21 protein-coding genes and 1 tRNA gene are annotated in these 23,230 nt (G+C 65.3%); 10 read left to right on the forward strand and 12 right to left on the reverse strand.

From position 1 onward, the window contains the following. Positions 1-9: 9 nt before the first annotated feature. The 7 genes from AC3RCE_RS14750 to AC3RCE_RS14780 all read right to left on the reverse strand — a co-directional run bounded on the left by AC3RCE_RS14750 (position 10) and on the right by AC3RCE_RS14780 (position 9,423). Positions 10-2,109 carry a 3-hydroxyacyl-CoA dehydrogenase NAD-binding domain-containing protein gene (locus tag AC3RCE_RS14750; RefSeq protein WP_492253347.1) on the reverse strand — a complete coding sequence of 700 codons (2,100 nt, stop codon included), beginning with the start codon at positions 2,107-2,109 and terminating at the stop codon, positions 10-12. A gap of 310 nt (positions 2,110-2,419) precedes the next feature. After that, the gene (locus AC3RCE_RS14755) at positions 2,420-3,115 is read right to left on the reverse strand and encodes an ABC transporter ATP-binding protein (RefSeq protein WP_218294766.1); all 696 of its coding nucleotides are present in this window, start codon (positions 3,113-3,115) and stop codon (positions 2,420-2,422) included. Positions 3,116-3,118: 3 nt separating this feature from the next. Next, a complete protein-coding gene (locus tag AC3RCE_RS14760; RefSeq protein ID WP_218294765.1) occupies positions 3,119-3,910 on the reverse strand; it encodes an ABC transporter ATP-binding protein in 792 nt (263 codons plus the stop codon). Positions 3,911-3,912: 2 nt separating this feature from the next. Beyond that, positions 3,913-5,244, reverse strand: a complete 1,332-nt coding sequence (locus AC3RCE_RS14765; protein WP_218294764.1) for a branched-chain amino acid ABC transporter permease — start codon at positions 5,242-5,244, stop codon at positions 3,913-3,915. Positions 5,245-5,248: 4 nt separating this feature from the next. Then, the gene (locus tag AC3RCE_RS14770; protein WP_218294763.1) at positions 5,249-6,202 is read right to left on the reverse strand and encodes a branched-chain amino acid ABC transporter permease; all 954 of its coding nucleotides are present in this window, start codon (positions 6,200-6,202) and stop codon (positions 5,249-5,251) included. Between the two features lie 68 nt (positions 6,203-6,270). Further along, positions 6,271-7,503, reverse strand: a complete 1,233-nt coding sequence (locus tag AC3RCE_RS14775; protein WP_218294762.1) for a branched-chain amino acid ABC transporter substrate-binding protein — start codon at positions 7,501-7,503, stop codon at positions 6,271-6,273. Positions 7,504-7,779: 276 nt separating this feature from the next. Continuing rightward, positions 7,780-9,423, reverse strand: a complete 1,644-nt coding sequence (locus AC3RCE_RS14780) for a 3-(methylthio)propionyl-CoA ligase (RefSeq protein ID WP_492253348.1) — start codon at positions 9,421-9,423, stop codon at positions 7,780-7,782. Between the two features lie 216 nt (positions 9,424-9,639). Here AC3RCE_RS14780 and AC3RCE_RS14785 point away from each other — a divergent pair, with 216 nt between their 5' ends. Continuing rightward, positions 9,640-10,326 (forward strand): Crp/Fnr family transcriptional regulator, encoded by a 687-nt coding sequence (locus AC3RCE_RS14785; RefSeq protein WP_218341101.1) that lies wholly within the window; start codon positions 9,640-9,642, stop codon positions 10,324-10,326. 30 nt (positions 10,327-10,356) lie between these two features. On the opposite strand, the gene AC3RCE_RS14790 is transcribed toward AC3RCE_RS14785, so the two are convergent. Next, complete coding sequence (locus AC3RCE_RS14790) at positions 10,357-12,063, reverse strand: carboxylesterase/lipase family protein (RefSeq protein WP_218294759.1); 1,707 nt, start codon at positions 12,061-12,063, stop codon at positions 10,357-10,359. A gap of 183 nt (positions 12,064-12,246) precedes the next feature. On the opposite strand from AC3RCE_RS14790, the gene AC3RCE_RS14795 reads away from it, so the two are divergent. The 6 genes from AC3RCE_RS14795 to AC3RCE_RS14820 all read left to right on the forward strand — a co-directional run bounded on the left by AC3RCE_RS14795 (position 12,247) and on the right by AC3RCE_RS14820 (position 17,003). Beyond that, positions 12,247-13,290: an AraC family transcriptional regulator gene (locus tag AC3RCE_RS14795; protein ID WP_218341100.1), complete on the forward strand. Its 1,044-nt coding sequence runs from the start codon at positions 12,247-12,249 to the stop codon at positions 13,288-13,290. Positions 13,291-13,411: 121 nt separating this feature from the next. Next, positions 13,412-14,893, forward strand: a complete 1,482-nt coding sequence (locus tag AC3RCE_RS14800; RefSeq protein WP_492253349.1) for a protein adenylyltransferase SelO — start codon at positions 13,412-13,414, stop codon at positions 14,891-14,893. Beyond that, positions 14,890-15,303, forward strand: coding sequence for a peptide-methionine (R)-S-oxide reductase MsrB (gene msrB / locus AC3RCE_RS14805; RefSeq protein ID WP_218294756.1), 414 nt, complete (start codon positions 14,890-14,892; stop codon positions 15,301-15,303). The genes AC3RCE_RS14800 and msrB overlap by 4 nt, the downstream gene beginning before the upstream one ends. A gap of 24 nt (positions 15,304-15,327) precedes the next feature. Continuing rightward, positions 15,328-15,876, forward strand: a complete 549-nt coding sequence (locus tag AC3RCE_RS14810; RefSeq protein ID WP_218294755.1) for a septation protein A — start codon at positions 15,328-15,330, stop codon at positions 15,874-15,876. A 13-nt stretch (positions 15,877-15,889) separates the two neighbouring features. After that, positions 15,890-16,150 carry a BolA family protein gene (locus AC3RCE_RS14815; RefSeq protein WP_218294754.1) on the forward strand — a complete coding sequence of 87 codons (261 nt, stop codon included), beginning with the start codon at positions 15,890-15,892 and terminating at the stop codon, positions 16,148-16,150. A 67-nt stretch (positions 16,151-16,217) separates the two neighbouring features. Then, positions 16,218-17,003 (forward strand): foldase protein PrsA, encoded by a 786-nt coding sequence (locus AC3RCE_RS14820; protein ID WP_218294753.1) that lies wholly within the window; start codon positions 16,218-16,220, stop codon positions 17,001-17,003. 144 nt (positions 17,004-17,147) lie between these two features. Here AC3RCE_RS14820 and AC3RCE_RS14825 read toward each other — a convergent pair whose 3' ends face one another. The 4 genes from AC3RCE_RS14825 to AC3RCE_RS14840 all read right to left on the reverse strand — a co-directional run bounded on the left by AC3RCE_RS14825 (position 17,148) and on the right by AC3RCE_RS14840 (position 20,112). After that, on the reverse strand, positions 17,148-17,945 hold the full coding sequence (locus AC3RCE_RS14825; protein WP_492253350.1) for an acetyltransferase domain-containing protein: 798 nt from the start codon (positions 17,943-17,945) through the stop codon (positions 17,148-17,150). A 185-nt stretch (positions 17,946-18,130) separates the two neighbouring features. Then, positions 18,131-18,207, reverse strand: a tRNA-Pro gene (locus tag AC3RCE_RS14830). Between the two features lie 172 nt (positions 18,208-18,379). Next, positions 18,380-18,631, reverse strand: coding sequence for a translation initiation factor IF-1 (gene infA, locus AC3RCE_RS14835; RefSeq protein ID WP_218294751.1), 252 nt, complete (start codon positions 18,629-18,631; stop codon positions 18,380-18,382). A gap of 224 nt (positions 18,632-18,855) precedes the next feature. Next, positions 18,856-20,112: an HPP family protein gene (locus tag AC3RCE_RS14840; protein ID WP_492253351.1), complete on the reverse strand. Its 1,257-nt coding sequence runs from the start codon at positions 20,110-20,112 to the stop codon at positions 18,856-18,858. Between the two features lie 251 nt (positions 20,113-20,363). On the opposite strand from AC3RCE_RS14840, the gene AC3RCE_RS14845 reads away from it, so the two are divergent. The 3 genes from AC3RCE_RS14845 (at position 20,364) to AC3RCE_RS14855 (ending at position 23,230) form a co-directional block, all read left to right on the forward strand. Then, positions 20,364-21,551, forward strand: coding sequence for an ABC transporter substrate-binding protein (locus AC3RCE_RS14845; RefSeq protein ID WP_492253352.1), 1,188 nt, complete (start codon positions 20,364-20,366; stop codon positions 21,549-21,551). Between the two features lie 155 nt (positions 21,552-21,706). After that, a complete protein-coding gene (locus AC3RCE_RS14850) occupies positions 21,707-22,348 on the forward strand; it encodes a LysE family translocator (RefSeq protein ID WP_218294748.1) in 642 nt (213 codons plus the stop codon). 18 nt (positions 22,349-22,366) lie between these two features. Further along, complete coding sequence (locus AC3RCE_RS14855; protein WP_218294747.1) at positions 22,367-23,230, forward strand: branched-chain amino acid ABC transporter permease; 864 nt, start codon at positions 22,367-22,369, stop codon at positions 23,228-23,230.

A 23,230-nucleotide genomic window follows, 5' to 3' on the forward strand; every position in this document is an offset into this window, starting at 1 on the left:
GCATCGATGTCAGTTGAACGCCTTGCCTTCTGCGGCGAGTTTGGCCAGCAGCGGAGCGGGCTTCCAGAACGCCGCATCGTCGTTGGGGTTCTTGGCAAAGCGGTCCATGGCCTGCACCACGTTGAACGGGCCCACTTCGCTGGCGTAGTGCATGGGGCCGCCACGGTGGATGGGGAAGCCGTAGCCCGTGAGGTACACCATGTCGATGTCGCCCGACTTGCTGGCGATGCCGTCTTCCAGGATGTGCGCGCCTTCGTTGACCAGGGCGAACACCAGGCGCTGCACGATCTCTTCGTCCGAAATCTTGCGCGGCGTGATGCCCAGTTCCTTGCGGTGGTCTTCGATCATCTTGTTGACCAGGTCGCTCGGGATCGCATCGCGCTTGCCGGCCTGGTAGTCGTACCAGCCCGCGCCGGTCTTCTGGCCGAAGCGGCCCAGCTCGCACAGTTTGTCGGCGGTCCGGCTGTACTTCATGTCGGCGCGCTCCACGGCGCGGCGCTTGCGGATGGCCCAGCCGATGTCGTTGCCGGCCAGGTCGCCCATGCGGAACGGACCCATGGCAAAGCCGAACTTCTCGACCGCCTTGTCCACCTGCTGCGGAGTGCAGCCTTCGTCCAGCAGAAATCCTGCCTGGCGGCTGTACTGCTCGATCATGCGGTTGCCGATGAAACCATCGCACACGCCCGAGACCACGGAAGTCTTCTTGATCTTCTTGCCGATGGCCATCACGGTGGCCAGCACATCCTTGGCGGTTTGCTTGCCACGCACCACTTCCAGCAGCTTCATCACGTTGGCAGGGCTGAAGAAGTGCATGCCCACCACGTCCTGCGGACGCTTGGTAAACGCTGCGATCTTGTCCACGTCAAGCGTGGAGGTGTTGGAGGCCAGGATGGCGCCGGGCTTGGCCACAGCGTCGAGTTGCTTGAACACGGCTTCCTTGACGCCCATCTCCTCGAACACGGCTTCGATGATGAGGTCGCAGTCCTTCAAGTCGTCGTAGCTCAGCGTGGTGCTCAGCAGGGCCATGCGCTGCTCGTACTTGTCCTGCTTGAGCTTGCCTTTCTTGACCTGGGCTTCGTAGTTCTTCTTGATCGTGGCCACGCCACGGTCCAGGGCTTCCTGCTTCATCTCCAGGATCTTGACGGGGATGCCCGCATTCAGGAAATTCATGGAGATGCCGCCACCCATGGTGCCCGCGCCGATCACGCCCACCAGCTTGATGTCGCGCTTGGGGGTGTCGGACGGCACGTCGGGAATCTTGCTGGCCGCACGCTCGGCCATGAACAGGTGGCGCAGCGCGCGCGACTCGGCCGTCCACATCAGGTTGATGAAGATCTCGCGCTCGACCAGCATGCCTTCGGCAAACTTCTTCTTCGTGGCGGCTTCGACCGCGTCCACGCACTTGGCGGGCGCCGGGAAGTTCTTGGCCATGCCCTTGACCATGTTGCGCGCGAACTGGAAGTACGCGTCGCCTTCGGGATGCTTGCAGGGGAAATTGCGCACCAGGGGCAGCGGACGGGCGTCAGCCACGCTCTGGGCGAAGGCCAGGGCTTCCTGCGCCAGGGACTCGGCGGACGCGGCCATCTTGTCGAACAGCTTCTGGCCTGGCACGCCACCAATCATTTCGCTCTTGACGGGCTCGCCGCTCACGATCATGTTGAGCGCCGCCTCCACGCCGATCACGCGCGGCAGGCGCTGCGTGCCACCCGCGCCGGGGATCAGGCCCAGCTTGACTTCCGGCAGCGCGATGGCGCAGCCAGGCGCGGCAATGCGGTAGTGGCAACCCAGAGCCAGCTCCAGGCCACCGCCCATGGCGACCGTGTGCATGGCGGCGACGACGGGCTTGGCCGAGTTCTCGATGGCGGCGATCACCGACAGCAGGTTGGGCTCCTGCAGGGACTTGTCGGTGCCGAACTCCTTGATGTCGGCCCCCCCGGAGAAGGCCCCGCCAGCGCCGGTGATGACGATGGAAGTGACCGCTGCATCGGCATTGGCACGGCCGAGGCCGTCCACGATGCCCTGGCGGGTCGCCAGACCGAGTCCGTTGACGGGGGGATTGGCCATGGTGATCACGGCAACGGAGCCGTGGACTTTGTATTCAGCGGTCATGGTGCTGTTGTTCCTTGGAGAGTGAAAAAGAACGATCGTGCGTTTTTATTGTAGAGACTTCGCGCGGCGCTGGCGTGTCAATTTGTCCCGGTGGGGACATGGCTCCTGGCCGCCAACCCGTCTCTTCGGGCAAAAAAAGAGGCGCCAGGTCAGTCCAGGCGCCTCTCTCGGCCAATCACAGGCTGTAGCAGGGCTCATGGCCTTTGAATCGGACGCGGCCAAGGCCAGCGCTCCCGCGCAAGGGCCGCCCCGCCGCGCTGGGAGCGTCCCCCCCCATGGGGGGATGGCGCGAAGCGACTCCGGGGGGCCTTCATACCTCCAGCCATTCCTTGCGGATGTAGTTGTCGGCCCGCAGGCTGTCCGGCGTGCCCTGGAAGACGATGGAGCCATGCCCCATCACCAGCGCGCGGTCCGAGATCTTCATGGCGATGGTCAGCTTCTGCTCGATCAGCAGCACCGAGATGCCGCGCGCCTTGATGGTCTGCAGGTACTGGCCCACCAGTTCGACGATCTTGGGCGCCAGGCCCTCGGTCGGCTCGTCGATGATGATCAGGTCCGGGTCGCCCATGAGCGTGCGGCACAGCGTGAGCATCTGCTGCTCGCCGCCGGACATCACCCCCGCCTCGGTGTGCTGGCGCTCCTTGAGGCGCGGGAACATCTCGTACATGTCGTCGAACGACCAGCGGCTGCCCTTGCCGTTGCCCTTCTGGCCGAGCAGCAGGTTCTGGTGCACGGTGAGGTTGGGGAACACGTCCCGGCTCTCGGGCACGTAGCCCAGGCCCAGGTGGGCGATCTCATAGGCCTTCTTGCCATTGAGGTCCTGGCCCTTGAACTGCAGCGTGCCCTCCCAGTCCACCAGTCCCATGATGGCCTTGGCGGTGGTGGAGCGGCCCGAGCCGTTGCGCCCGAGCAGCGCCACGATCTCGCCGGGCTGCACGTCGAAGCTCACGCCATGCAGCACATGGCTCTTGCCGTAGTAGGCGTGGAGATTGTCTATTTTCAGCATAAGTCAGTGTCCCGCGCCCTGCTCGTCGGCCACGGCCGATCCCAGGTAGGCCTCCTGCACGCGCGCATTCGCGCGCACCTTCTCGGGTGTATCGAAAGCGATCACCTCGCCATACACCACCACGGCGATCTTGTCGGCCAGGCCGAAGACCACGCCCATGTCGTGCTCCACCGTGAGCAGGGTGCGGCCCTCGGTCACCTCCTTGATCAGGTGGATGAAGCGCGTGGTCTCGCTCTTGCTCATGCCGGCCGTGGGTTCGTCCAGCAGGATCACGTTGGCGCCGCCCGCGATGGTGATGCCGATCTCGAGAGCGCGCTGCTCGGCATACGTGAGGTTCATGGCCAGCGTGTCGCGTTTCTTGTCGAGCTTGATCATCTCCATGAGCTGCTTGGCGCGCTCGTTGGCGTCGTGCAGGTTCGACAGGAAACGCAGGAAGGTGTAGCGGTAGCCCATGCTCCACAGCACGCCGCAGCGCAGGTTCTCGAACACCGAGAGCTTGGGAAAGATGTTCGTGATCTGGAAGCTGCGCGACAGCCCCTTGCGGTTGATCTCGTACGGTGCCAGGCCGTTGATGCGCTGGCCGTTGAGGATCACGTCCCCACTGGTGGGTGCGAAGCGCCCGCTGATGAGGTTGAACAGCGTGGACTTGCCCGCGCCGTTGGGGCCGATGATGGCCACGCGTTCGCCCGGAGCGACCGCCAGGTTCGCGCCACGGATGATTTCCGTCTTGCCAAAGCTCTTGCGCAGGTCGCGCAGTTCGAGCGCATAGGTATTGGTTGCGTTGTCAGCCGCCATGTTTACAGCGCCTCCCCACGCTTGATTTCATGTTCGATCTCTTCCTGGATCGTGCTCCACTGGCGCACGAACTGGCGACGGCAGAGTTCAAAGAGTCCAAAGCCCGTGACCATCACGAAAATGGCGCCGAACCAGCTCGTGAAGCCCTTGGCATTGAGTGTCGCGCCCAGGAACGTCAGCTCAGGCCCCAGCGCTGCGTTGAGCTGCAGGTGGTAGGTCATCTCGATCATGCAGGCCGCACCCATCACGCCCACCAGCGCCGTGCCGGCCAGGGCCAGGTAGGAGCTCCAGAGCGGGCGCAGCTTGCCGTACTTGGCCAGCCGCAGGTTCATCATGATCAGGCTGGCGATGCCGCCGGGCGCATACATCACCATGAACAGGAACACGAGGCCCAGGTACAGCAGCCAGGCCTTGGACAGCTCGGACAGCAGCACCGACGCCAGCACCAGCAGCACCGCGCCGATGATGGGCCCGAAGAAGAAGGTGGCACCGCCCAGGAACGTGAACAGCAGGTAGCCGCCGGAGCGGATCACGCTCAGGCTGTCGGCGCCCGTGATGATCTCGAAGTTGATGGTGGCGAGCCCCCCGCCAATGCCCGCGAAGAAGCCCGCGATGATGAACGCGAAGTAGCGCACGCGCTGCGTGTTGTAGCCGATGAACTCCACGCGCTCGGGGTTGTCGCGCACGGCGTTCAGGATGCGGCCCAGCGGCGTGCCGGTGAACGCGAACATGGCGGCGGTGCAGACGAAGCAATAGGCTGCGATCAGGTAGTACACCTGCATGCCCGAGCCGAAGTTCAGGCCGAAGAAGGCCTTGCCATACACGCGGTCGGTGGTAATGCCGCCCTCCCCGCCAAAGAACTCAGGGAACATCAGCGCCATGGAGGCGACCAGTTCGCCAATGCCCAGCGTGATCATGGCGAAGGTGGTGCCCGACTTCTTGGTCGTCACGAAGCCGAGCAGGATGGCGAAGAACGCTCCGGCCAGGCCGCCGACCAGCGGGATGAACACCAGGGGAATGTTGACCGAGCCCTTGGTCGCCATGTTCATCGCGTGGATGGCGATGAACGAACCCAGCCCGGTGTACACCGCGTGGCCGAAACTCAGCATCCCCCCCTGCCCCAGCAGGATGTTGTAGGACAGGCAGATGATGATCAGGTAGCCGATCTGCGAGAGCATGGTCAGCGCCAGGCTGCTGCGAAACAGCATGGGCGCGACGATGAGCATGACCGCGAACAGGGTCCAGATCATGAACCGGCCCACGTTCCACGGCTTGAACCGGTAGTAGGAGGTGGCGCTGGAAACAGCGGGGGTGGTTGTCGTAGTGGAATTCATGGCATCAGTCCTCCCGCGTGCCCAGAAGGCCCTTGGGGCGGAAGATCAGGATCAGCACGAGGAACAGATAGGGCAGGATGGGCGCCACCTGGGAAATCGTGAGCTTGAGCAAGGGATAGCCGAAGGTCTGGTCGGTCACCGCCACGCCCACGGCCTGGAAGACATGGATCAGCGAATAGTCGAGCGCCACGGCGAAGGTCTGCACCAGGCCGATGAGCAGCGACGCGAGGAAGGCCCCCGCCAGCGAGCCCATGCCGCCGACCACCACCACCACGAAGATGATGGAGCCCACCGATGCCGCCATCGCGGGCTCGGTCACGTAGGTGTTGCCGCCGATCACGCCGGCCAGGCCGGCCAGCGCGGCGCCGCCGCCGAACACCAGCATGAAGACGCGCGGCACGTTGTGGCCCAGCGCTTCCACCATCTCGGGGTACTTGAGTGCCGCCTGGATCACCAGGCCGATGCGTGTGCGCGTGAGCAGCAGCCACACGGATACCAGCATCAGCAACGCCACCAGCATCACGAAAGAGCGCGACTTGGGAAACTGCGTGCCATACAGGGAGAACAGGGGTCCCTGCAGTTGCTCCGGAAGGCCATAGGGCACGGTGGAGCGTCCCCACACCAGTTGCACCACTTCAAGAATCAGGTACGAAAGGCCGAAGGTGACCAGCAGTTCGGGCACGTGCCCGAATTTGTGCACCCGGCGCAGGCAGTAGCGCTCGAAGGCGGCGCCCAGCGCGAACACGACGAGCGGGGCCAGCACCAGCGCCGGCCAGAAGCCCACCACCCCGGAGATGGTGAACGCGAAATAAGCCCCCAGCATGTAGAAGCTGGTGTGCGCAAAGTTGAGCACCCCCATCATGCTGAAGATCAGCGTGAGGCCCGAGCTCAGCATGAACAGCAGGAGCCCGTAGCTCACGCCGTTCAGCAGGGAAATCACGAAAAACTCAGGATTCATTGGAATTTTTCATTGCAAGGTAAAAAAAAGGCCCGAGTAGGTCGGGCCTCGAAGCGATGGAACCGGATTTACGGGCGCTTCATCTGGCACGACGTGGGCGTGCTGGCCACATAGGGCTCGTAGTACTTCACAGGGACGAAGGTGTAGCCGGTGTTCTCCGAGTCGATCGGGAACTTGGCGCCCGCCTTTTCCCACTTGGAGATGAACAGGCCCTGCTGCAGCTGGTGGTCGGTCTTGCGCATCTCGACCTCGCCGTTGAAGCTCTTGAACTTCATGCCTTCGAACACGGCGGCCACCTTGACCGGGTCGGTGGACTTGGCCTTGGCGAAGCCTTCGGACAGCATGGTGAACGCGTGGTACACGGCACCGGTGTACATGTCGTCGTTGAACTTCTTCTTGTAGTCCACCACGATCTTGTTGAGCTCGCCCGGCAAGTTCATGTGCGCATAGGCCACCATGTACACGCGGCCCGCCGCGGCGGCGCCCATGGCCGTGGGGCTGCCGGTGACGGAACCGTAGTAGGTGTAGAAGTTGACGTTGTTCAGGCCCGCGTCGTTGGCTGCCTTGATCAGCAGCGCCAGGTCGGAACCCCAGTTGCCGGTGATCACGCTGTCGGCACCCGACTGCTTGATCTTGGCGATGTAGGGCGAGAAGTCGCGCACCTGGGCCAGGGGGTGCAGGTCGTCGCCGACGAACTGCACGTCGGGGCGCTTGCGCTGCATCATTTCCTTGGCGAACTTCGCCACCTGGTGGCCGTGCGAGTAGTTCTGGTTGATCAGGTAGACCTTCTTGACTTCAGGCAAGTCCTTCATGTAGGTCGTCAGCGCTTCCATCTTCATGGAGGTGTCTGCATCGAGACGGAAGTGCCAGTAGCTGCACTTGCTGTTCGTCAGGTCGGGGTCCACGGCCGCGTAGTTCAGGAACAGCACTTCCTTGCCGGGATTGCGCGCGTTGTGCTTTTCCAGTGCGTCCATGATGGCAAGGGCCGGACCGGAGCCGTTGCCCTGCACCACGTAGCGTGCGCCCTGGTCCATGGCCGAACGCAGGGCGCTCGTGGTCTCCTGGGGGCTGAGCTTGTTGTCGATGCCGATGATCTCGAATTTGACGCCCGCCGGGTTCTTCTTGTTGAACTCTTCAGCGATGAACTGGAAGCTCTTGAGCTGGTTCGTTCCCACTGCCGCCATCAGGCCGGAGAGCGGGTCGAGCCAGGCGATCTTCACCGTCTCGCCCTTTTGAGCGAATGCCCCGCCAGCGCTTGCCAACAGTACCGAGGCTGCTACAGCCTTAATAGCAAATTTCATGGTCTTGTCTCCTTGTAAATCAACACAACGCAGCGTACCGCGTTGCAACAAAGCGATGCTCAGGGATTGCCCCTACCAGCGTCGCACACGTGACTGGAATCGGTGTCACCCCCTGTGGCGCTGCGCGCCTTCACCCGTCTCTCGCTGCGCGGGAGGGGGCGCACCCGGTGGCCCGGCAAAACCGGTTCCACGGGTGCACTGGCCTGGTCTGGTCTGCGCCAGATTCGACGGCCACGACGATGGCGATGCATTGAGGCCACCGCCGTCATGCTTTCTTCAAAGGCCCGGAAGCTTGTAGTCCTTCAATTGCTCGCGCAATTTGGTCTTGAGCATCTTGCCGGTGGCGCCCAGTGGAATGGCCTCGACGAACACCACGTCGTCGGGGATCTGCCACTTGGCGGTCTTGCCTTCGTAGAAGGCCAGCAGCTCCTCGCGCGTGACCTCGGTGCCGGTGCGCTTGACCACGGCCACGATGGGGCGCTCATCCCACTTGGGATGCGGCATGCCCACGCAGGCCGCCATCGCAATCGCGGGGTGCGCCATGGCGATGTTCTCGATGTCGATGGAGCTGATCCATTCGCCGCCGGACTTGATCACGTCCTTGCTGCGGTCGGTGATCTGCATGAAGCCGTCGGCATCGATGGTGGCCACGTCGCCGGTGGGAAACCATCCCCGGCCCTGGGCATCCTGGATAAGCGGATGGCCGCCCTCGCCCTTGAAGTAGCTGTCCACGATCCACGGCCCCTTGACCAGCAGGTCGCCGTAGGTCTTGCCGTCCCAGGGCAGCTCGCTGCCGTCGCTGCCCACGATCTTCATGTCCACGCCGTAGATCGCGCGGCCCTGCTTCTGCAGGATCTTCATCTGGTCGTCCTTGGACATGGCCAGGTGCTTGTTCTTGAGCGTGCACAGCGTGCCCAGCGGGCTCATCTCGGTCATGCCCCAGGCGTGCAGAACTTCCACGCCGAAGTCTTCCTTGAACGCATGGATCATCGCGGGCGGGCAGGCCGAGCCGCCGATGACGGTGCGCCGGAGCGTGGAGAACTTCAGGCCGGCCGGCTTCATGTGGCCCAGCATCATCTGCCACACGGTGGGCACGCCGGCCGCGTAGGTGACCTTCTCGGATTCGATGAGTTCGTAGATCGACTTGCCATCCATGGCCGGGCCGGGGAACACCAGCTTGCAGCCCGTGAGCGCCGCCGAGTACGGGATGCCCCAGGCATTGACGTGGAACATGGGCACCACGGGCAGCACCGAGTCGCGGGCCGACAGGCACATCACGTCCGGCAGCGCGGCGGCATAGGCGTGCAGCGTGGTCGAGCGGTGGCTGTAGAGCGCGGCCTTGGGGTTGCCCGTGGTGCCGCTGGTGTAGCACATGCTCGATGCCGAGTTCTCGTCGAACGCGGGCCAGGCGTAGTCCGGCGACTGCGCGCCGATCCAGGCTTCGTAGCTCGTGAGGCCGGGGATGCCGGAATCCGCGGGCAGCTTGTCCGCATCGCAAAGGGCCACCCATTTCTTCACCGTGGGGCACCGGGCATGCACGGCCTGCACCAGGGGCAGGAACGTCACGTCAAAGCACAGCACCTGGTCTTCGGCATGGTTCATGATCCAGGCGATCTGGTCGGGGTGCAGGCGCGGGTTCACGGTGTGCAGCACCCTGCCGGAGCCGCTCACGCCGAAATACATCTCCATGTGGCGGTAGCCATTCCAGGCCAGGGTGGCCACGCGGTCGCTGAACGCGAGCTTGAGCTCGTCCAGCGCATTGGCCAACCGGCGTGCACGCGCGCCCAGATCGCGGTACGTGTAGCGGTGGATGTCGCCCTCGACCCGCCGCGACACGATTTCGGCATCGCCATGGTGGCGCTCTGCGAACTCGATCAACGACGAAATCAGCAACGGTTGGCTCTGCATCAGGCCCAGCATGTGTGCTCCTTGGATGTTGTGGTGAATGGAATGGTCATCGTAGCGCGGCGTGTCTCATTGCGGTGTCGCCCAGGGCAAGCGGACTGGCCGGCCGGCGCACATGCAACAGGGCCGCAGTGTGCGCGCGGCGGCCGCGCCTGCCAACACCTGTCGTCCCATTGACAAAGGCCAAGGGAATACCCTGAACGCCTGGCGTGGGCGGTGACAATCACGCCCATGCTCAGTTCCGCCCCCTCCGCCCCACGGTTCATCGCGGCCCAGCCCTGGTTTGCCAGCGTGCCCGCAGCCCTGCAGGAGCGCCTGCGCGCCGAGGTATTCGCCACGCACGGCGACAAGGGCGCAGTGATGATGCCGGCCGGCAGTGCCGTGCAAGGCTGGCACGCGGTGCTGTCCGGCCTGGTGATGCTCCAAAGCCCCGCCAGCCAGGGGCGCTCCTCGGCCTTCATCGGCGTGCCCGATGGCGAATGGTTCGGCGAAGGATCGGCCATGAAGCCCGAGCCCCGTCGGTACCACGTGGTCGCCCTGCGCCCCACCACGCTGCTGTGCCTGCCGCTGCCGCTGTTCGCAACGCTGCGCGAGAGCAGCCTGGCGTTCAACCAGTTTCTGGTGCTGCACCTGAACATGCGGCTGGGCCAGGCCATGACGATCATCGAGGCCGGACGGACCCAGTCCACCGAGCACCGCGTCGCGCTGTACCTGAGCCGCCTGTTCTGGCGCAGCACGCGGCGGCTGAACCTCACGCAGGACGAGCTGGGCCAGCTGGTGGGCCTGTCGCGCCAGACGGTGAACAAGGTGCTGCGCGCGCTGGAAGGCATGGGCATCGTGTCGCTGGACTTCGGACGTGTGGCCATCGTGGACGACGAGGCGCTGAACGCGTACCTCGCCGCCACCGCGGCGCGCTGACACCCTGCAGATCGCACTGGCACCCTCACCTTATTGCACACTCAGGCGCACGGCCTTCTGGTCGGCGTCGAACAGGAGCCGGCTGGGCCACGGCTTCCAGTTCTGGTTCACCGTCGCGTTGTTCGGATCTCCCGTGTGCACGAACGCGCGCACGCTGTCCATCATGGCCTTGGAGAGCGCCAGGCGCCCTGGCTGGTTGGCCGCGCTGTTGGTGGCCCTGGCAAAGACCGAGGGCCCGAAGTTGCCAAACAGGAACGGCAGGTCGAACGCATGCGCCGCGCCGTACACGTCGTTCCAGGGCGCGGGCTGCTGCGCCCAGTTGAACTGGTAGCTCCATACCGCGGATTGCTGGCTGCGCAGGGTGTTGAGCAGGTTGTCGCGGCTCGGGTCGATGAACACGCTGCCCAGCAGGCGGGTGCGCGCGTTGTAGCCCGTGCCGGGCGCCGTCACGGGCAGATAGGAGGCATCCAGGATGTCGCCGGCCGTGAGCGTGGTGGGCGCGTCGGGGTTGAACTTCTGCATCATCGCGAAGCGGTCCGCGTCGGAAATCTTCATCCCCGGCTTGCCCCCCAGCAATGCCAGGAACGGCGCGAACAGCTTGCCCTCGTCCGCCGTGTAGCCGGACAGGACAGGCACCTTGTGATAGCGCCCGGCTCCCAGTTCGGCGATCGGATCGGCGGGCACCACCACGCCGTCGGGGATGGGGCCGGACCCGGTGAGCCCGTTCTTGAGCAGCGTCTGCAGGATCACGCTCGCATCCTTGCCGCGCAGGTAGCCGGCCACCTGGGAGGCGGGCCAGCCCGCGACCAGTGCCTGGGCGGCGGGCAACGCGGGCGCCAGGCCGTCGGCCAGCGCCAGATGCGCCAGCAGCATGCCGGACTGGGTGGCATACCGGGATGCGGGATTGAGCGTGGGAATGGAGCCGGGCGGCAGATTCGCCGCCAGCGAAATCCCCCCGCTCACCGGCAGGAGCTTGTGGAACAGCCCAGCAGCCTGGGGCGCCGTCAGCAGCGCCAGCGCATTGATGGCGCCCGCCGACTGCCCCATCAGGGTGACATTGCCCGCGTTGCCGCCAAAACCGGCGATGTTGTTCTGGATGAAGCGCAGTGCCTGCACGTTGTCGAGCAGGGCGTAGTTGCCTGTATAGGGCTGGCCGCCGCCGTGCAGCTGGGGCAGCTGCATGAACCCCAGCACGTCCAAGCGGTAGTTGGCGGTCACCACCACGGCATTGGCCGCGCGGGCCAGCGCCGCGCCGTCGTACACGGGATCGGCGGTGTAGCCCGAGATGGCGCTGCCGCCGTGCAGGAACAGCAGCACGGGGAGGTTGTCCTGCGACGTGGCCGGGCGCCAGATGTTGAGCGTCAGGCAATCCTCGTTCCCCACGGGCGTGTTGAGCGTCTGGCCGATGGTGTCGTCGAACCGGTTGTTGGCGCCGGGACCGTAGATGCGGCCCATCTGCAGGCAGGCATTGCCGAACTGGCTGGCATTGCGTTCGCCCGACCACGCCACGGGCTCCACCGGCGGCTGCCAGCGCAGCTCGCCCACCGGCGGCCTCGCGAAGGGAATGCCCTTCCAGGCATAGGTGCCGGTGGCGGCGCTGTCGTCCACGCCACGCACCATGCCGTAGCGGGTTTCCCGCAGCTCGGGGGGCTTGCCGTCCGAACCGCCACACGCCGTTGTCGCCAACACCGACAGCACGGCGGCACTCCACCGCAGACACCACTGAAAATCGGGCATGTTTTGTCTCCTTTGGGGTTTTCAGGAATGGGGCGGGCCTCTCTGAAGCGTCACACTTGCGGCAGGGCCCGTCCTCAGCGACGATTGTGTGAATGCTTCGCCTTCGGCCCACTATCGCAACCTCGCCAAAACAGTGACTTCAGAACACCACCCTAGCGTTAACCCTGAGGGGAAAAACCACCCATGACCCCACGCACCAGTTCGGCCGCCTGGGTGCGGGGCATCGCGGACATGTTCGCGGCCGAGGGCCTGCCGGCCGCGCAGCTGTGCACCGAGGCGGGCATCGACCTGGCCGCGCTGCACCTGCCCCAGACCCGCGTCGACGTGGACCGAGTGAGCCGCCTGTGGGAGCTGGCCGCGGCGCAGTATGGCAAGCCGGGGCTGGGGCTCGACCGCAACCTGACCGGGCGCTACGGCAACGTGGATCTGGTGGGCTATGCGCTGGCGTCGGGCCCCAATCTCCTTGTTGGGTTTCAGCACCTGCAGCGGCACATGGCGGTGATCTCGGACGCCACCACCTTCGAGATGGAGCGCGGGCCGCGCGGGTACTGGCTCGTCCTGAGCCACATCGGCGCCACACGGCCCATTCCGCGCCAGCGGGTCGAGTTCGCCGTGCTGACCCTGCTGACCCTGTGCGGCTGGCTGACGCGCCGCGAGCTCACGCCGCTGGCGGTCGAACTCATCACCCCGCCGCCCGCGGACGAGGCGCGCTACCGCTCCGCCTTCGGCCTGCTGCCGCACTTCAGCCAGCCCGCCAACCGCTTCCTGCTGGCCGAGGCCGACCTTCTGGCCCCCATTCCCACCCACAACCCCAGCCTGTGGGCCCTGCACGAAAGACTGGTCGAGACCGAACTGGACCACCTGGGCCAGACGCTGGCCAGCACGCGCGTGCGCACCGAAGTGGCCCGCATCCTGCACCTGGGCGAACCCCGCCGCGAAGACGTGGCGGCGCGCCTGCACCTGACCGACCGCACGCTGCAGCGGCGCCTGCAGGCCGAATCCGTGAGCTACCAGCAACTGCTGGACGACACGCGGCGCGAGCTGGCCGGCCAGTACCTGAGCGATGAGCGCCGCAGCCTGGCGGAGGTGGCCGATCTGCTGGGGTTCGCCGACCAGAGCAACCTGTTTCGGGCGTGCAAGCGCTGGTTCGGCATGCCGCCCGGCCAGTACCGGGCCCACGTACTGCACGCGGAGCCCGAAAGCACGGCATCCGAACAGGGCGCCTGAGAACACCCGGCGAACCCACGCGGGCCGCGCGGCGGCCTGCGCGCGGCGCAACGGGTTGCGCGCTCCCCCACCCATGGCCCTGCCGGGGCCGGGGCATCACCGGTGCGAGACAATCGACCCCATGAACCTGCCCGCCGACAGCGACACCACCGCCGACATCGGCCTGGCCTGGAACCATGGTTTCGCGGCCCTGGGACCGGACTTTTTCACCGAACTGCGCCCGACCCCGCTGCCCGCGCCGCACTGGGTGGGAACCAGCGCCGCCGTGGCGCGGCTGATCGGCCTGGACCCTGCATGGCTGGAGAGCGACGAAGCCCTGCAGGCCTTCACGGGCAACGTGCTGCTCGCTGGCTCGCGGCCCCTTGCAAGCGTCTACAGCGGGCACCAGTTCGGCGTCTGGGCCGGCCAGCTGGGCGACGGCCGGGCCATCCTGCTGGGGGAAACCGCCGGCGGGTTGGAAATCCAGCTCAAGGGCGCGGGGCGCACGCCCTACTCCCGCATGGGCGACGGGCGGGCCGTGCTGCGCTCCAGCATCCGCGAATTCCTGTGCAGCGAGGCCATGCATGGCCTGGGCATTCCGACATCGCGCGCGCTGTGCATCACCGGCTCGCCCGCGCCCGTGCGCCGCGAAGAGATCGAAACAGCCTCCGTGGTCACGCGCGTGGCCCCCAGTTTCGTGCGCTTTGGCCATTTCGAGCACTTCGCCGCCAACGACCTGCAGCCACAGCTTCGGGCCCTGGCCGACTATGTCATCGACCGCTACTACCCTGAATGCCGGGGCACCACCGAGGTCGGCGGCAATGCCTACGCCGCGCTGCTGCAGGCCGTGAGCGAGCGCACGGCCAGGCTGATGGCGCAGTGGCAGGCCGTGGGGTTTTGCCACGGGGTGATGAACACCGACAACATGAGCATCCTGGGCCTGACCATCGACTACGGCCCTTTCCAGTTTCTGGATGCCTTCGTGCCCGGCCACGTGTGCAACCACAGCGATACCCAGGGCCGCTATGCCTACAACCGCCAGCCCAACGTGGCGTACTGGAACCTGTTTTGCCTGGCGCAGGCGCTGCTGCCCCTGATCGGCGACCAGGAACTGGCCAAGCAGGCCCTGGAGTCCTACAAGAGCGTGTTCCCCGAGGAATTCATGGCCCGCATGCGCGCCAAGCTGGGGCTTGCGGGCGCCAGCGAAGGCGATGGGCAACTGATCGACGGCATCCTGCTGCTGCTCGCCCGCAACGGTGTGGACTACACGATCTTCTGGCGCCGCCTGTCGCATGCAGTGGCCGGGCGCGATTTCGAGCCCGTGCGGGACCTGTTTGCCGACCGCGCCGCCCTGGACCAGTGGTTGCTATCCTATTCAGAGCTGCTGGCGCTTGATGAGCAAGCGCCAGCGGCCGATTTGATGCTGAAAACCAATCCCAAGTTCGTCTTGCGCAACCACCTGGGCGAGCAAGCCATCCGCGCGGCGAAACTTGGCGACTTCAGCGAACTCCAAACCCTTCAGCGGCTGCTGGAGCACCCCTTCGACGAGCACCCCGGGCACGACGCCTACGCAGCCTTCCCGCCCGACTGGGCGTCTTCCATCGAGATCAGCTGTTCATCATGACCTACCCCGTCCAGAAGACCGAAGCCGAGTGGCAAGCCATCCTGCAGGGCAAGGGCGCCGAACCCGCCGCCCTGCAGGTGACGCGCCATGCCGCCACCGAACGCCCCTTCACCGGCAAATACGAGGCCCACTGGGCCGATGGCAGCTACCACTGCATCTGCTGCGGCGCGAAATTGTTCGATTCGGTGACCAAGTTCGATGCCGGCTGCGGCTGGCCCAGTTTCTCCGAGGCCATCCCCGGGGCGATCACCGAGATCGTGGACCGCAGCCATGGCATGGTCCGCACCGAGACAGTGTGTGCACAATGCGGGGCCCACCTGGGCCATGTCTTCGAAGATGGCCCCACCCCCACCGGCCTGCGCTACTGCATGAACTCGGCCTCGCTGGATTTCGAATCCGGCAAGGACTGAGCCCCGAGACCCGCCCCTGACCCCATGAAAATCCTGATCGACTTCTTCCCCATCCTGCTGTTCTTCGGGGCCTACAAGCTGTACGGCATCTATGTGGGCACCGCGGTGCTCATGGGCGCCACCGTCGCGCAGATGGCCCTGATCTACGCCATCGACCGGCGCCTGCAGACCATGCACAAGGTGACCCTGGTGCTGATCCTGCTGTTCGGCACGCTCACGCTGGTGCTGCAGGACGACCGCTTCATCAAGTGGAAGCCCACCGTGCTGTACGGCGCCATGTCCGTCGCGCTCGCGGTGGCGGTGTGGATCATGAAGAAGAACTTCCTCAAGATGCTGCTGGGCAGCCAGCTGACCCTGCCAGAGGGTGTGTGGCACCGGCTGAACGTCGCCTGGATCGTGTACTGCGCGTTCATGTCGGCCATCAACGCGTATGTCGTCGTCAACTTCAGCACCGAGGCCTGGGTGGACTTCAAGCTCTGGGGGTATGCCTTCCCGCTGGTCTTCCTGGTGGGCCAGGGCATCTATGTGGCGCCCCACCTCAAGGGCGACGAAGGCGATGAGCCCGCAGCCTGAAGGACGACCTGCCATGACCACACTCGCGCAGCAGATGCACCAGGCCCTGGCGGACCGGCTCACGCCCACGGCCCTGGAAGTGCTCGACGAAAGCGCCGCCCATGCGGGACATGCGGGGGCCAACGGCACTGGTTTCGGCACCCATTTCCGGGTCCGCATTTCGTCACCTTTGTTTACAGGCAAGGCCCGGGTCGCGCAGCACCGCCTTGTGTATGATGCGCTGCAAGAATTTATTGACCAAGGGGTTCACGCCCTTGCCATTGAAGTTCTCTGAACCGGCCCCCATGTCCCCAGTTGCCGGAACTCAGCTGGCAAACAACCTCTCATTTTTTGGATTCCGCATGAAGAAACAGCTCCTGTCCGGCCTCGTGGCCGCCGCCGTGCTGGGCACGATGGCCCTGCCCGTTTCCGCCCAGAATGTCGCCATCGTCAACGGCAAGGCCGTGCCGAAAGAGCGCGTCGAGGCACTCAAGCAGCAAGTGGAGCGCTCGGGCCGCCCCGTGACACCGGACATCGAAGGCCAGATCAAGGAAGAAGTCATCACCCGCGAAATCTTCATGCAGGAAGCGCAAAAGCGCGGCCTGGAAGGCTCGGCGGACTACAAGGCGCAAATGGATCTGGCCCGCCAGACCATCCTGATCCGCGAACTGTTCGCCGACTACCAGAAGAAGAACCCGGTGACCGATGCCGAGATCCAGGCTGAGTACGACAAGTTCGTCGCGGCCAACAGCGGCAAGGAATACAAGGCCAGCCACATCCTGGTGGAAAAGGAATCGGATGCCAAGGCCATCATCGCTTCCATCAAGAAGGGCGCCAAGTTTGAAGACATCGCCAAGAAGCAATCCAAGGATCCAGGGTCCGGTGCCAAGGGCGGCGACCTGGATTGGGCCAACCCTTCCAGCTATGTGAGTGAATTCACCGAAGCCCTGGTCAAGCTCGAAAAGGGCAAGATGACCGACGCCCCCGTGAAGAGCCAGTTCGGCTGGCACGTCATCCGCCTGGACGATGTGCGCCAGGCAGAACTGCCCAAGCTGGAAGAAGTGAAGCCCCAGGTGGCACAGCAGCTGCAACAGCAAAAGCTGGCGAAGTTCCAGGAAGACCTGCGCGCGAAGGCCAAGGTCGAGTAACGGGTCCCGCCGCATCGCATTGCTGCGATGCCCGCCCGAAACGAACGCGGCCCAGGCCGCGTTTTTTCATGGTGGCACAGCCGCGTTTCTGTCGATGCCGCATGCAGCGCATGCATCAGCGCCCCCCTGCTCCCCGCGCGCTAGCTAGCCCTTCGTCGTCATCCAGGCCACGGCCATCAGCAGTCCGATCATCACGGGCTGGTGCAGCATGTAGTAGCTCAGGCTCCACCGGCCCAGCAGTGCCAGGGGCTGAAAAGCCCCCGGAAGCCGCCCAAACGGCGCCCCCCCGGCCCGCGCCCCCGCCGCCATGGCCCATTGGCCAGTGGCCAGCCCCCACCACAGCACGCCCAGCCAGGGCAGCACCGGCACGTAGTCCTCCGTGAACGGCTTGCGAGAAACCAGGCCCAGCCAGTTGAGGGCACGTCCGTTGAACCACGGCGCGGCCTCGGACCATGCGCTGGCCAGAAGCTGCTGCGCCAGCGGCGGAAGCGCCACCGCCACCAGCCCTGCCAGCCACAGCCACCGCCCCCAGCCCGCCGTGCCTCGGGCGATGAGCAGCATCACCGCCATGCCGTGGAGCACGCCAAAATAGATAAAGCTGCGCGGGAACATCACGAACGACCCCGCGGACACCAGCAGCGCGCAGCCGGCGATCTGCAGCCATCGCCGCCCAAACCGTCGCCACCCCTGCCCCTGCTGAAGTGCGATGGCCTGCCCCAGGCCGGCACAGAACAGGAACAGGCTCACGATCGCCGTGCGCTGCAGGGTCCAGACCGGATCGCCCCGGAAATCCTGGGGCCAGAAACCCAGATGGCTCAGGTCAAAGCAAAAATGAAAAACCGTCATCCACACCATCGCCAGGCCGCGCAGGGCATCCACGCTGTCATAGCGCGGCGACGAATGGGAAAACGAAGCAGGCAAAGGGGAAGGCACGCGGTTCATTGCATTGCAGGCGAAGGGGCGGCGAGCGGTGATGGGGGTGCGGATGGCAGCTCGCCACGGCGAGCCCCGATGGTACGGAAATCCGATGCCGCCGCGGCAGCCGCGTGGAACCGCAACCAGGAACCGGGAAAACCAGCAGGCAAGAAAAAAGGCCCTGCAGCATGTGCTGCAAGGCCTTCAAACATTGGTCGGAGCGGCGGGATTCGAACTCGCGACCCTCTGCTCCCAAAGCAGATGCGCTACCAGGCTGCGCTACGCTCCGACAGCTCGTATTCTAACCCGGGAATTTGCCTGTTTTTTGCTCGATGCCCGCTTTTTGTGATTTTTCTGAAAGCAATTCATGGGGACCGGCACCGACAGGTATCACACCCCGTGCGAAGCAGCGCGCGGTCACGGGAACAGCAAGAAAACCAGCGGACCTCAAGCCCAGGGGATCAGCGGTTGCTGGAAGGGCCAGGGCCACGGCCGGCCAGATGGCGGAAGGTGATGCGCCCCTTGGTCAGGTCATAGGGCGACATTTCCAGGGATACCTTGTCACCCGCCAGGATGCGGATGTGGTGCTTGCGCATCTTTCCGCCGGTGTATGCGATCAGTTGGTGACCGTTGTCCAGCGTGACGCGAAAGCGCGAGTCGGGCAAGACTTCCGTCACGGAGCCTTGCATTTCAATGAGTTCTTCTTTGGCCATGTTCTATCTCTTCAAAACAAATATTCTGTGATCGGCGCCTGATTCGTGCATCCACCACGGCAGCTACCGCGTGGGACGGTGCTCGACACACGGTGCATTGCGGGCGGTGGGAGTCGCTGCACCCGGGGCGCAGATCAGGCAGAGGGCCGGGGGAGACGGCGTCAATGGACAGGCAGAGCGCTGTGCAAAGCCTGTCGATTGTACCGCGATGTGCAGCAATCTGCCTACGGCCTTGCCTGGGCGGCCAGGGCCGCCTGCGCACGAGGCGCCCGGGGCGGTGCAGACATGCCATCTTCGGCGCGCCCCTGCACGGCCACGGCGAGGGTCCGCACCAGATCGGTCTGGGTGATGACGCCCGCCAGGCGGTCTTCTTCGTCCACGATGGGGATGTGGTGGTGGCCCCCCTGCGAAAACAGGGGAACGAGGTCCATGGCGTGCTGCCCGGTCCGGGCCACCTGAACCGGGTGGGACATGATCTGGTCCACCGCAGTGGGCTGGCCGCTGCGGCCCATGACCAGCGCACGCAGGCGCTGGCCCAGGCCTTCATGCAGGTCCAGGTTGGCGAGCCGCATGAAATCCGCCACGGTCACGATCCCGATGACCTGCCGCTGCATATCGACCACGGGCAGCGCCTTGATCTGCTCGCTGCGCATCAACGTCCATGCCTCCTTGAGCGAGACACCCGCCTCCACCGCGAACGGAGGCTTGGACATGATGTCCGCACAGCGCACATCTCCCAGCGTGCGCTGGAACGCGGCACGCCCCGCCAGATGGAGCAGGCCCTCCAGGTCGGCCCGGCTGACATCGAGCACCTGGTTGTAGTGGGCCAGCGCCGCGTCCACGTCAGAGGCGGTGAACGCGCCTTTGGCGACGTGGGTTCTGGGCGCCACCCGCTGTGGATGAGGATACCGGCGCCCGGTGAGACCGTTGTAGACCATGGCCGCGATCAGCAGGATCACGACATTGAACAGAATGGGAAACACGGCCAGATGCAAGCCATCGCCCGCCGTCAGCACCACGTACAGGGCCATGGCACCGCCCGGCGGGTGCAGGCAGCGCAGCGGCACCATGAGCGCGATGGCCAGTCCCACGGCCAGGGCGCCGGATATCACGGGGTCAGGCACCACCGCCGAGCACAACGCCCCCACCAGCGCCGACAGCGTGCTGCCGCCCAGCACCGGCCACGGCTGCGCAAGGGGACTCGACGGCATGCCGAACACCAGCACGGCGCTGGCCCCCAGGGACGCCACCATCCAGGGGCCCGAGGCCGCATCGCCCGCCCACCACCGGCTGAGCAATGCCGTGATGAGAACCCCGATCACGGCACCGGCGATAAAGCGCAGGCGTTCACGCCCGTCGATGCCCAGCGGCGCAGGCCAGAAATTGCGAAGCCAACGCAGGGTCCGGACATACGCAGATGCGTCTGCCCCCTCCATGGCGGCAGAAGAAGACACGGAATGATCGGAGTCGGATGGGGGCATGGAGCAGCAGCAGCGGTTCGCGGCAACGCAACCGCTTCAGGGCGAAGTCCCTCGCCGTCACGAGGGGCATGAGGCGCGGGCGTTCGAAAGGAGGTTCTGGACAACCCCTATTTTGCCGCCTTCATGCCAGGCGATCCCGGGGCGCCCCACCAAGCCCCGATCGCTGTGCCCCCGGTACGGGTAAGCCATAGGTTTCCTGCAGGGGACGTTGGGGTAAATTGCTTTAAGCCTAAACAAAGGAGCTCCATTCCATGACCACCCGCCGCCTTGTCATCAGCCGCAGCGCCGCCCTCGTTGGCGCCGCATCCACGGGCCTGTTGCTGCCCTCCATCGTGCGTGCGCAAAGCGGCAAGGTACGGGTGGGTTTCATGCTGCCCTACACGGGCACCTTCGCCCAATTGGGGCTGGCCATCGAGAACGGCGTGCGCCTGGCCATCGACCAGCAAGGCGGCAAGCTCGGCGGGCGCGAGATTGAGTGGTTCAAGGTGGATGATGAGTCCGAGCCCAGCAAGGGCGTCGAAAACGCCAGCAAGCTGGTGCAGCGCGACAAGGTGGACGTGCTGATCGGCACCGTGCACTCGGGCGTGCAGATGGGCATCCAGAAGGTGGCGCGCGACACCGGCGTGCTCAACCTCATCCCCAACGCGGGCGTGCATGCCGCCACGCGCGCCCTGTGCGCCCCCAACGTGTTCCGAACCTCCTTCAGCAATTCCCAGCCCACGCTGGCCCTGGGCAAGGCCATGGTCGAGAAGGGCCACAAGAAGGCCGTCTGGATCACCTGGAAGTACGCGGCTGGCGACGAGGCCTTCGAAGGCTTCAAGCAAAGCTACACCGCCGCGGGCGGCACCATCGTCAAGGAGCTGGGCCTGCCCTTCCCCAACGTGGAATTCCAGGCGCTGCTGACCGAGATCGCCGCGCTCAAGCCCGATGCCGTGGCCTGTTTCTTCGCCGGCGGGGGCGCCGCCAAGTTCATCCGGGACTACGCGGCGGCAGGCCTCAAGGACAAGATTCCGCTGTACGGGTCGGGCTTCCTGACCGAAGGCGTGCTGGACGCCGCGGGCCCTGCGGCCGACGGCATCATCACCACCATGCACTACAGCGATTCGCTGGACACGCCGCGCAACAAGCAGTTCCGCCTGGAATACGCCAAGGCGTTCCGCAGCCAGCCCGACGTCTACGCGGTGCAGGGCTACGACACGGGCCTGCTGCTGGTGCAGGGCGCCAATGCCGTGAAGGGTGATCTGTCTGCCAAGCCCGCCGTCATCAAGGCCATGGAAAACGCCACCATCGACAGCCCGCGCGGCAAGTGGACGATGAGCAAGTCGCACAACCCGGTGCAGGACATCTACCTGCGCCGCGTGGAGAACAAGGAAAACAAGGTGATCGGCGTGGCCGCCAAGGCCCTGGCCGACAGCGGCGCAGGATGCCGAATGGGCTGAAGCCCCCGCGCGCCGCGGACGGCCCGCCCAAGGCGCGCCCCGCCTTCCGTGGCGGCAACCCGCGACTTTGACACAATGCACCAAGGGGCTGCCCGGAGGCAGGCCCGTCTGCCGTGCGCCCGGACTTTGCGGCCACCTTCCTCGAACCTCTTTCCATGTCGCTCAGTACCTACCTGCTTTACCTCGCCGCAGTGGCCCTGCTGGTCCTGTCCCCCGGACCGACGATGCTCATGTGCATGACCAGTTCCCTGCAGCACGGCCCCCGCAAGGCCCTGGCCGCGGCGGCAGGCAGCGTGACAGCGGTTCTGGGCACGATGCTGCTGTCCGCCCTGGGGCTGGGGGCGCTGCTGGCGGCCTCCGAAACCGCATTCTGGGTGCTCAAGGCCGCGGGCGCGGCCTACCTGATCTGGCTTGGCATCAAGACGTTCCGCAGCCAGACCACGGTGTTCGACCACATGCCCGCGAAGGGCGACCAGTCCAAGGCCACGGCCTTCGCGCGCAAGCTCTACGTCCAGGGGTTGATCGTGGGCGGCAGCAACCCCAAGGCGTTGCTGTTCTTCACCGCGTTCTTTCCCCAGTTTCTGGATCCGGCAGCGGCGTGGGCGCCACAGTTCGCCGTGCTGGCAAGCACCTTTGTGGCCTTTGAATTCACGGTGCTCACGCTGTGCGCCCTGGGCGTGGCGCGCCTGGCACCGGTGCTGCGTTCAGGCACCCGCATGCGCTGGTTCAACCGCGTCTCGGGCGGCCTGTTCACGTTGATGGGCACGCTCCTGCTGGCCACGCGCCGCGCCGCCTGACCCTTGCGCCAGCACGCCATGGACTTCGCCACTTTCCTGATCCAGCTGCTCAACAGCGTGCAGTACGGGCTGCTGCTGTTCATGCTGGCGGCGGGCCTCACCTTGATCTTCGGGATCATGGGCGTGGTGAACCTCGCGCACGGAAGCTTCTACATGCTGGGGGCCTACCTGGGCTATTCGCTGTCGGGCTACTTCGGCAGCCTCACGCTCGCCATCCTTGGCGGCACGGTGCTGGCCGTGGTCTTTGGCCTGGCCCTGGAGTGGCTGCTGTTTCGCCACTTCTACCACCGCGACCACCTGGACCAGGTGCTGCTCACCTTCGGCCTCATCTACATCTTCGAGGAACTGCGCTCCATCCTCTGGGGCGACGACGTGCATGGCGTGGCGATTCCGCCGGTGCTGGAATGGTCCATCCCGCTCACCGACACCCTTTCCTACCCCGTGTACCGGCTCTTCATTTCCGGGGTCTGCATCGCGCTGGCGCTGGCCCTGTACCTGCTGATCTCCAGGACCCGGCTGGGCATGAAGATCCGCGCCGGCGCGTTCAACCGCGACATGGCCGAATCGCTGGGCGTGAACATCAAGCTCATCCATGCCATCGTGTTCGCCCTCGGCGTGGGGCTGGCCGCTGTCGCGGGCATGGTGGCCGCGCCGGTGTCCAGCGTCTATCCCAACATGGGCTCCTCGGTGCTCATCATGTGCTTCGTGGTGGTGGTGATCGGCGGCATCGGTTCCGTGCGCGGCGCACTCATCGCGGCGCTGCTGGTGGGCTTTGTCGATACATTCGGCAAGGTGCTCTTGCCCTCCATGGCCGGGATGCTGGTCTATATGCTGATGGCGGCTGTGCTGCTGTGGAAACCTGAAGGTCTTTTCAAGCAATGA

Source organism: Acidovorax sp. GW823-FHT05D11 (assembly GCF_058795695.1).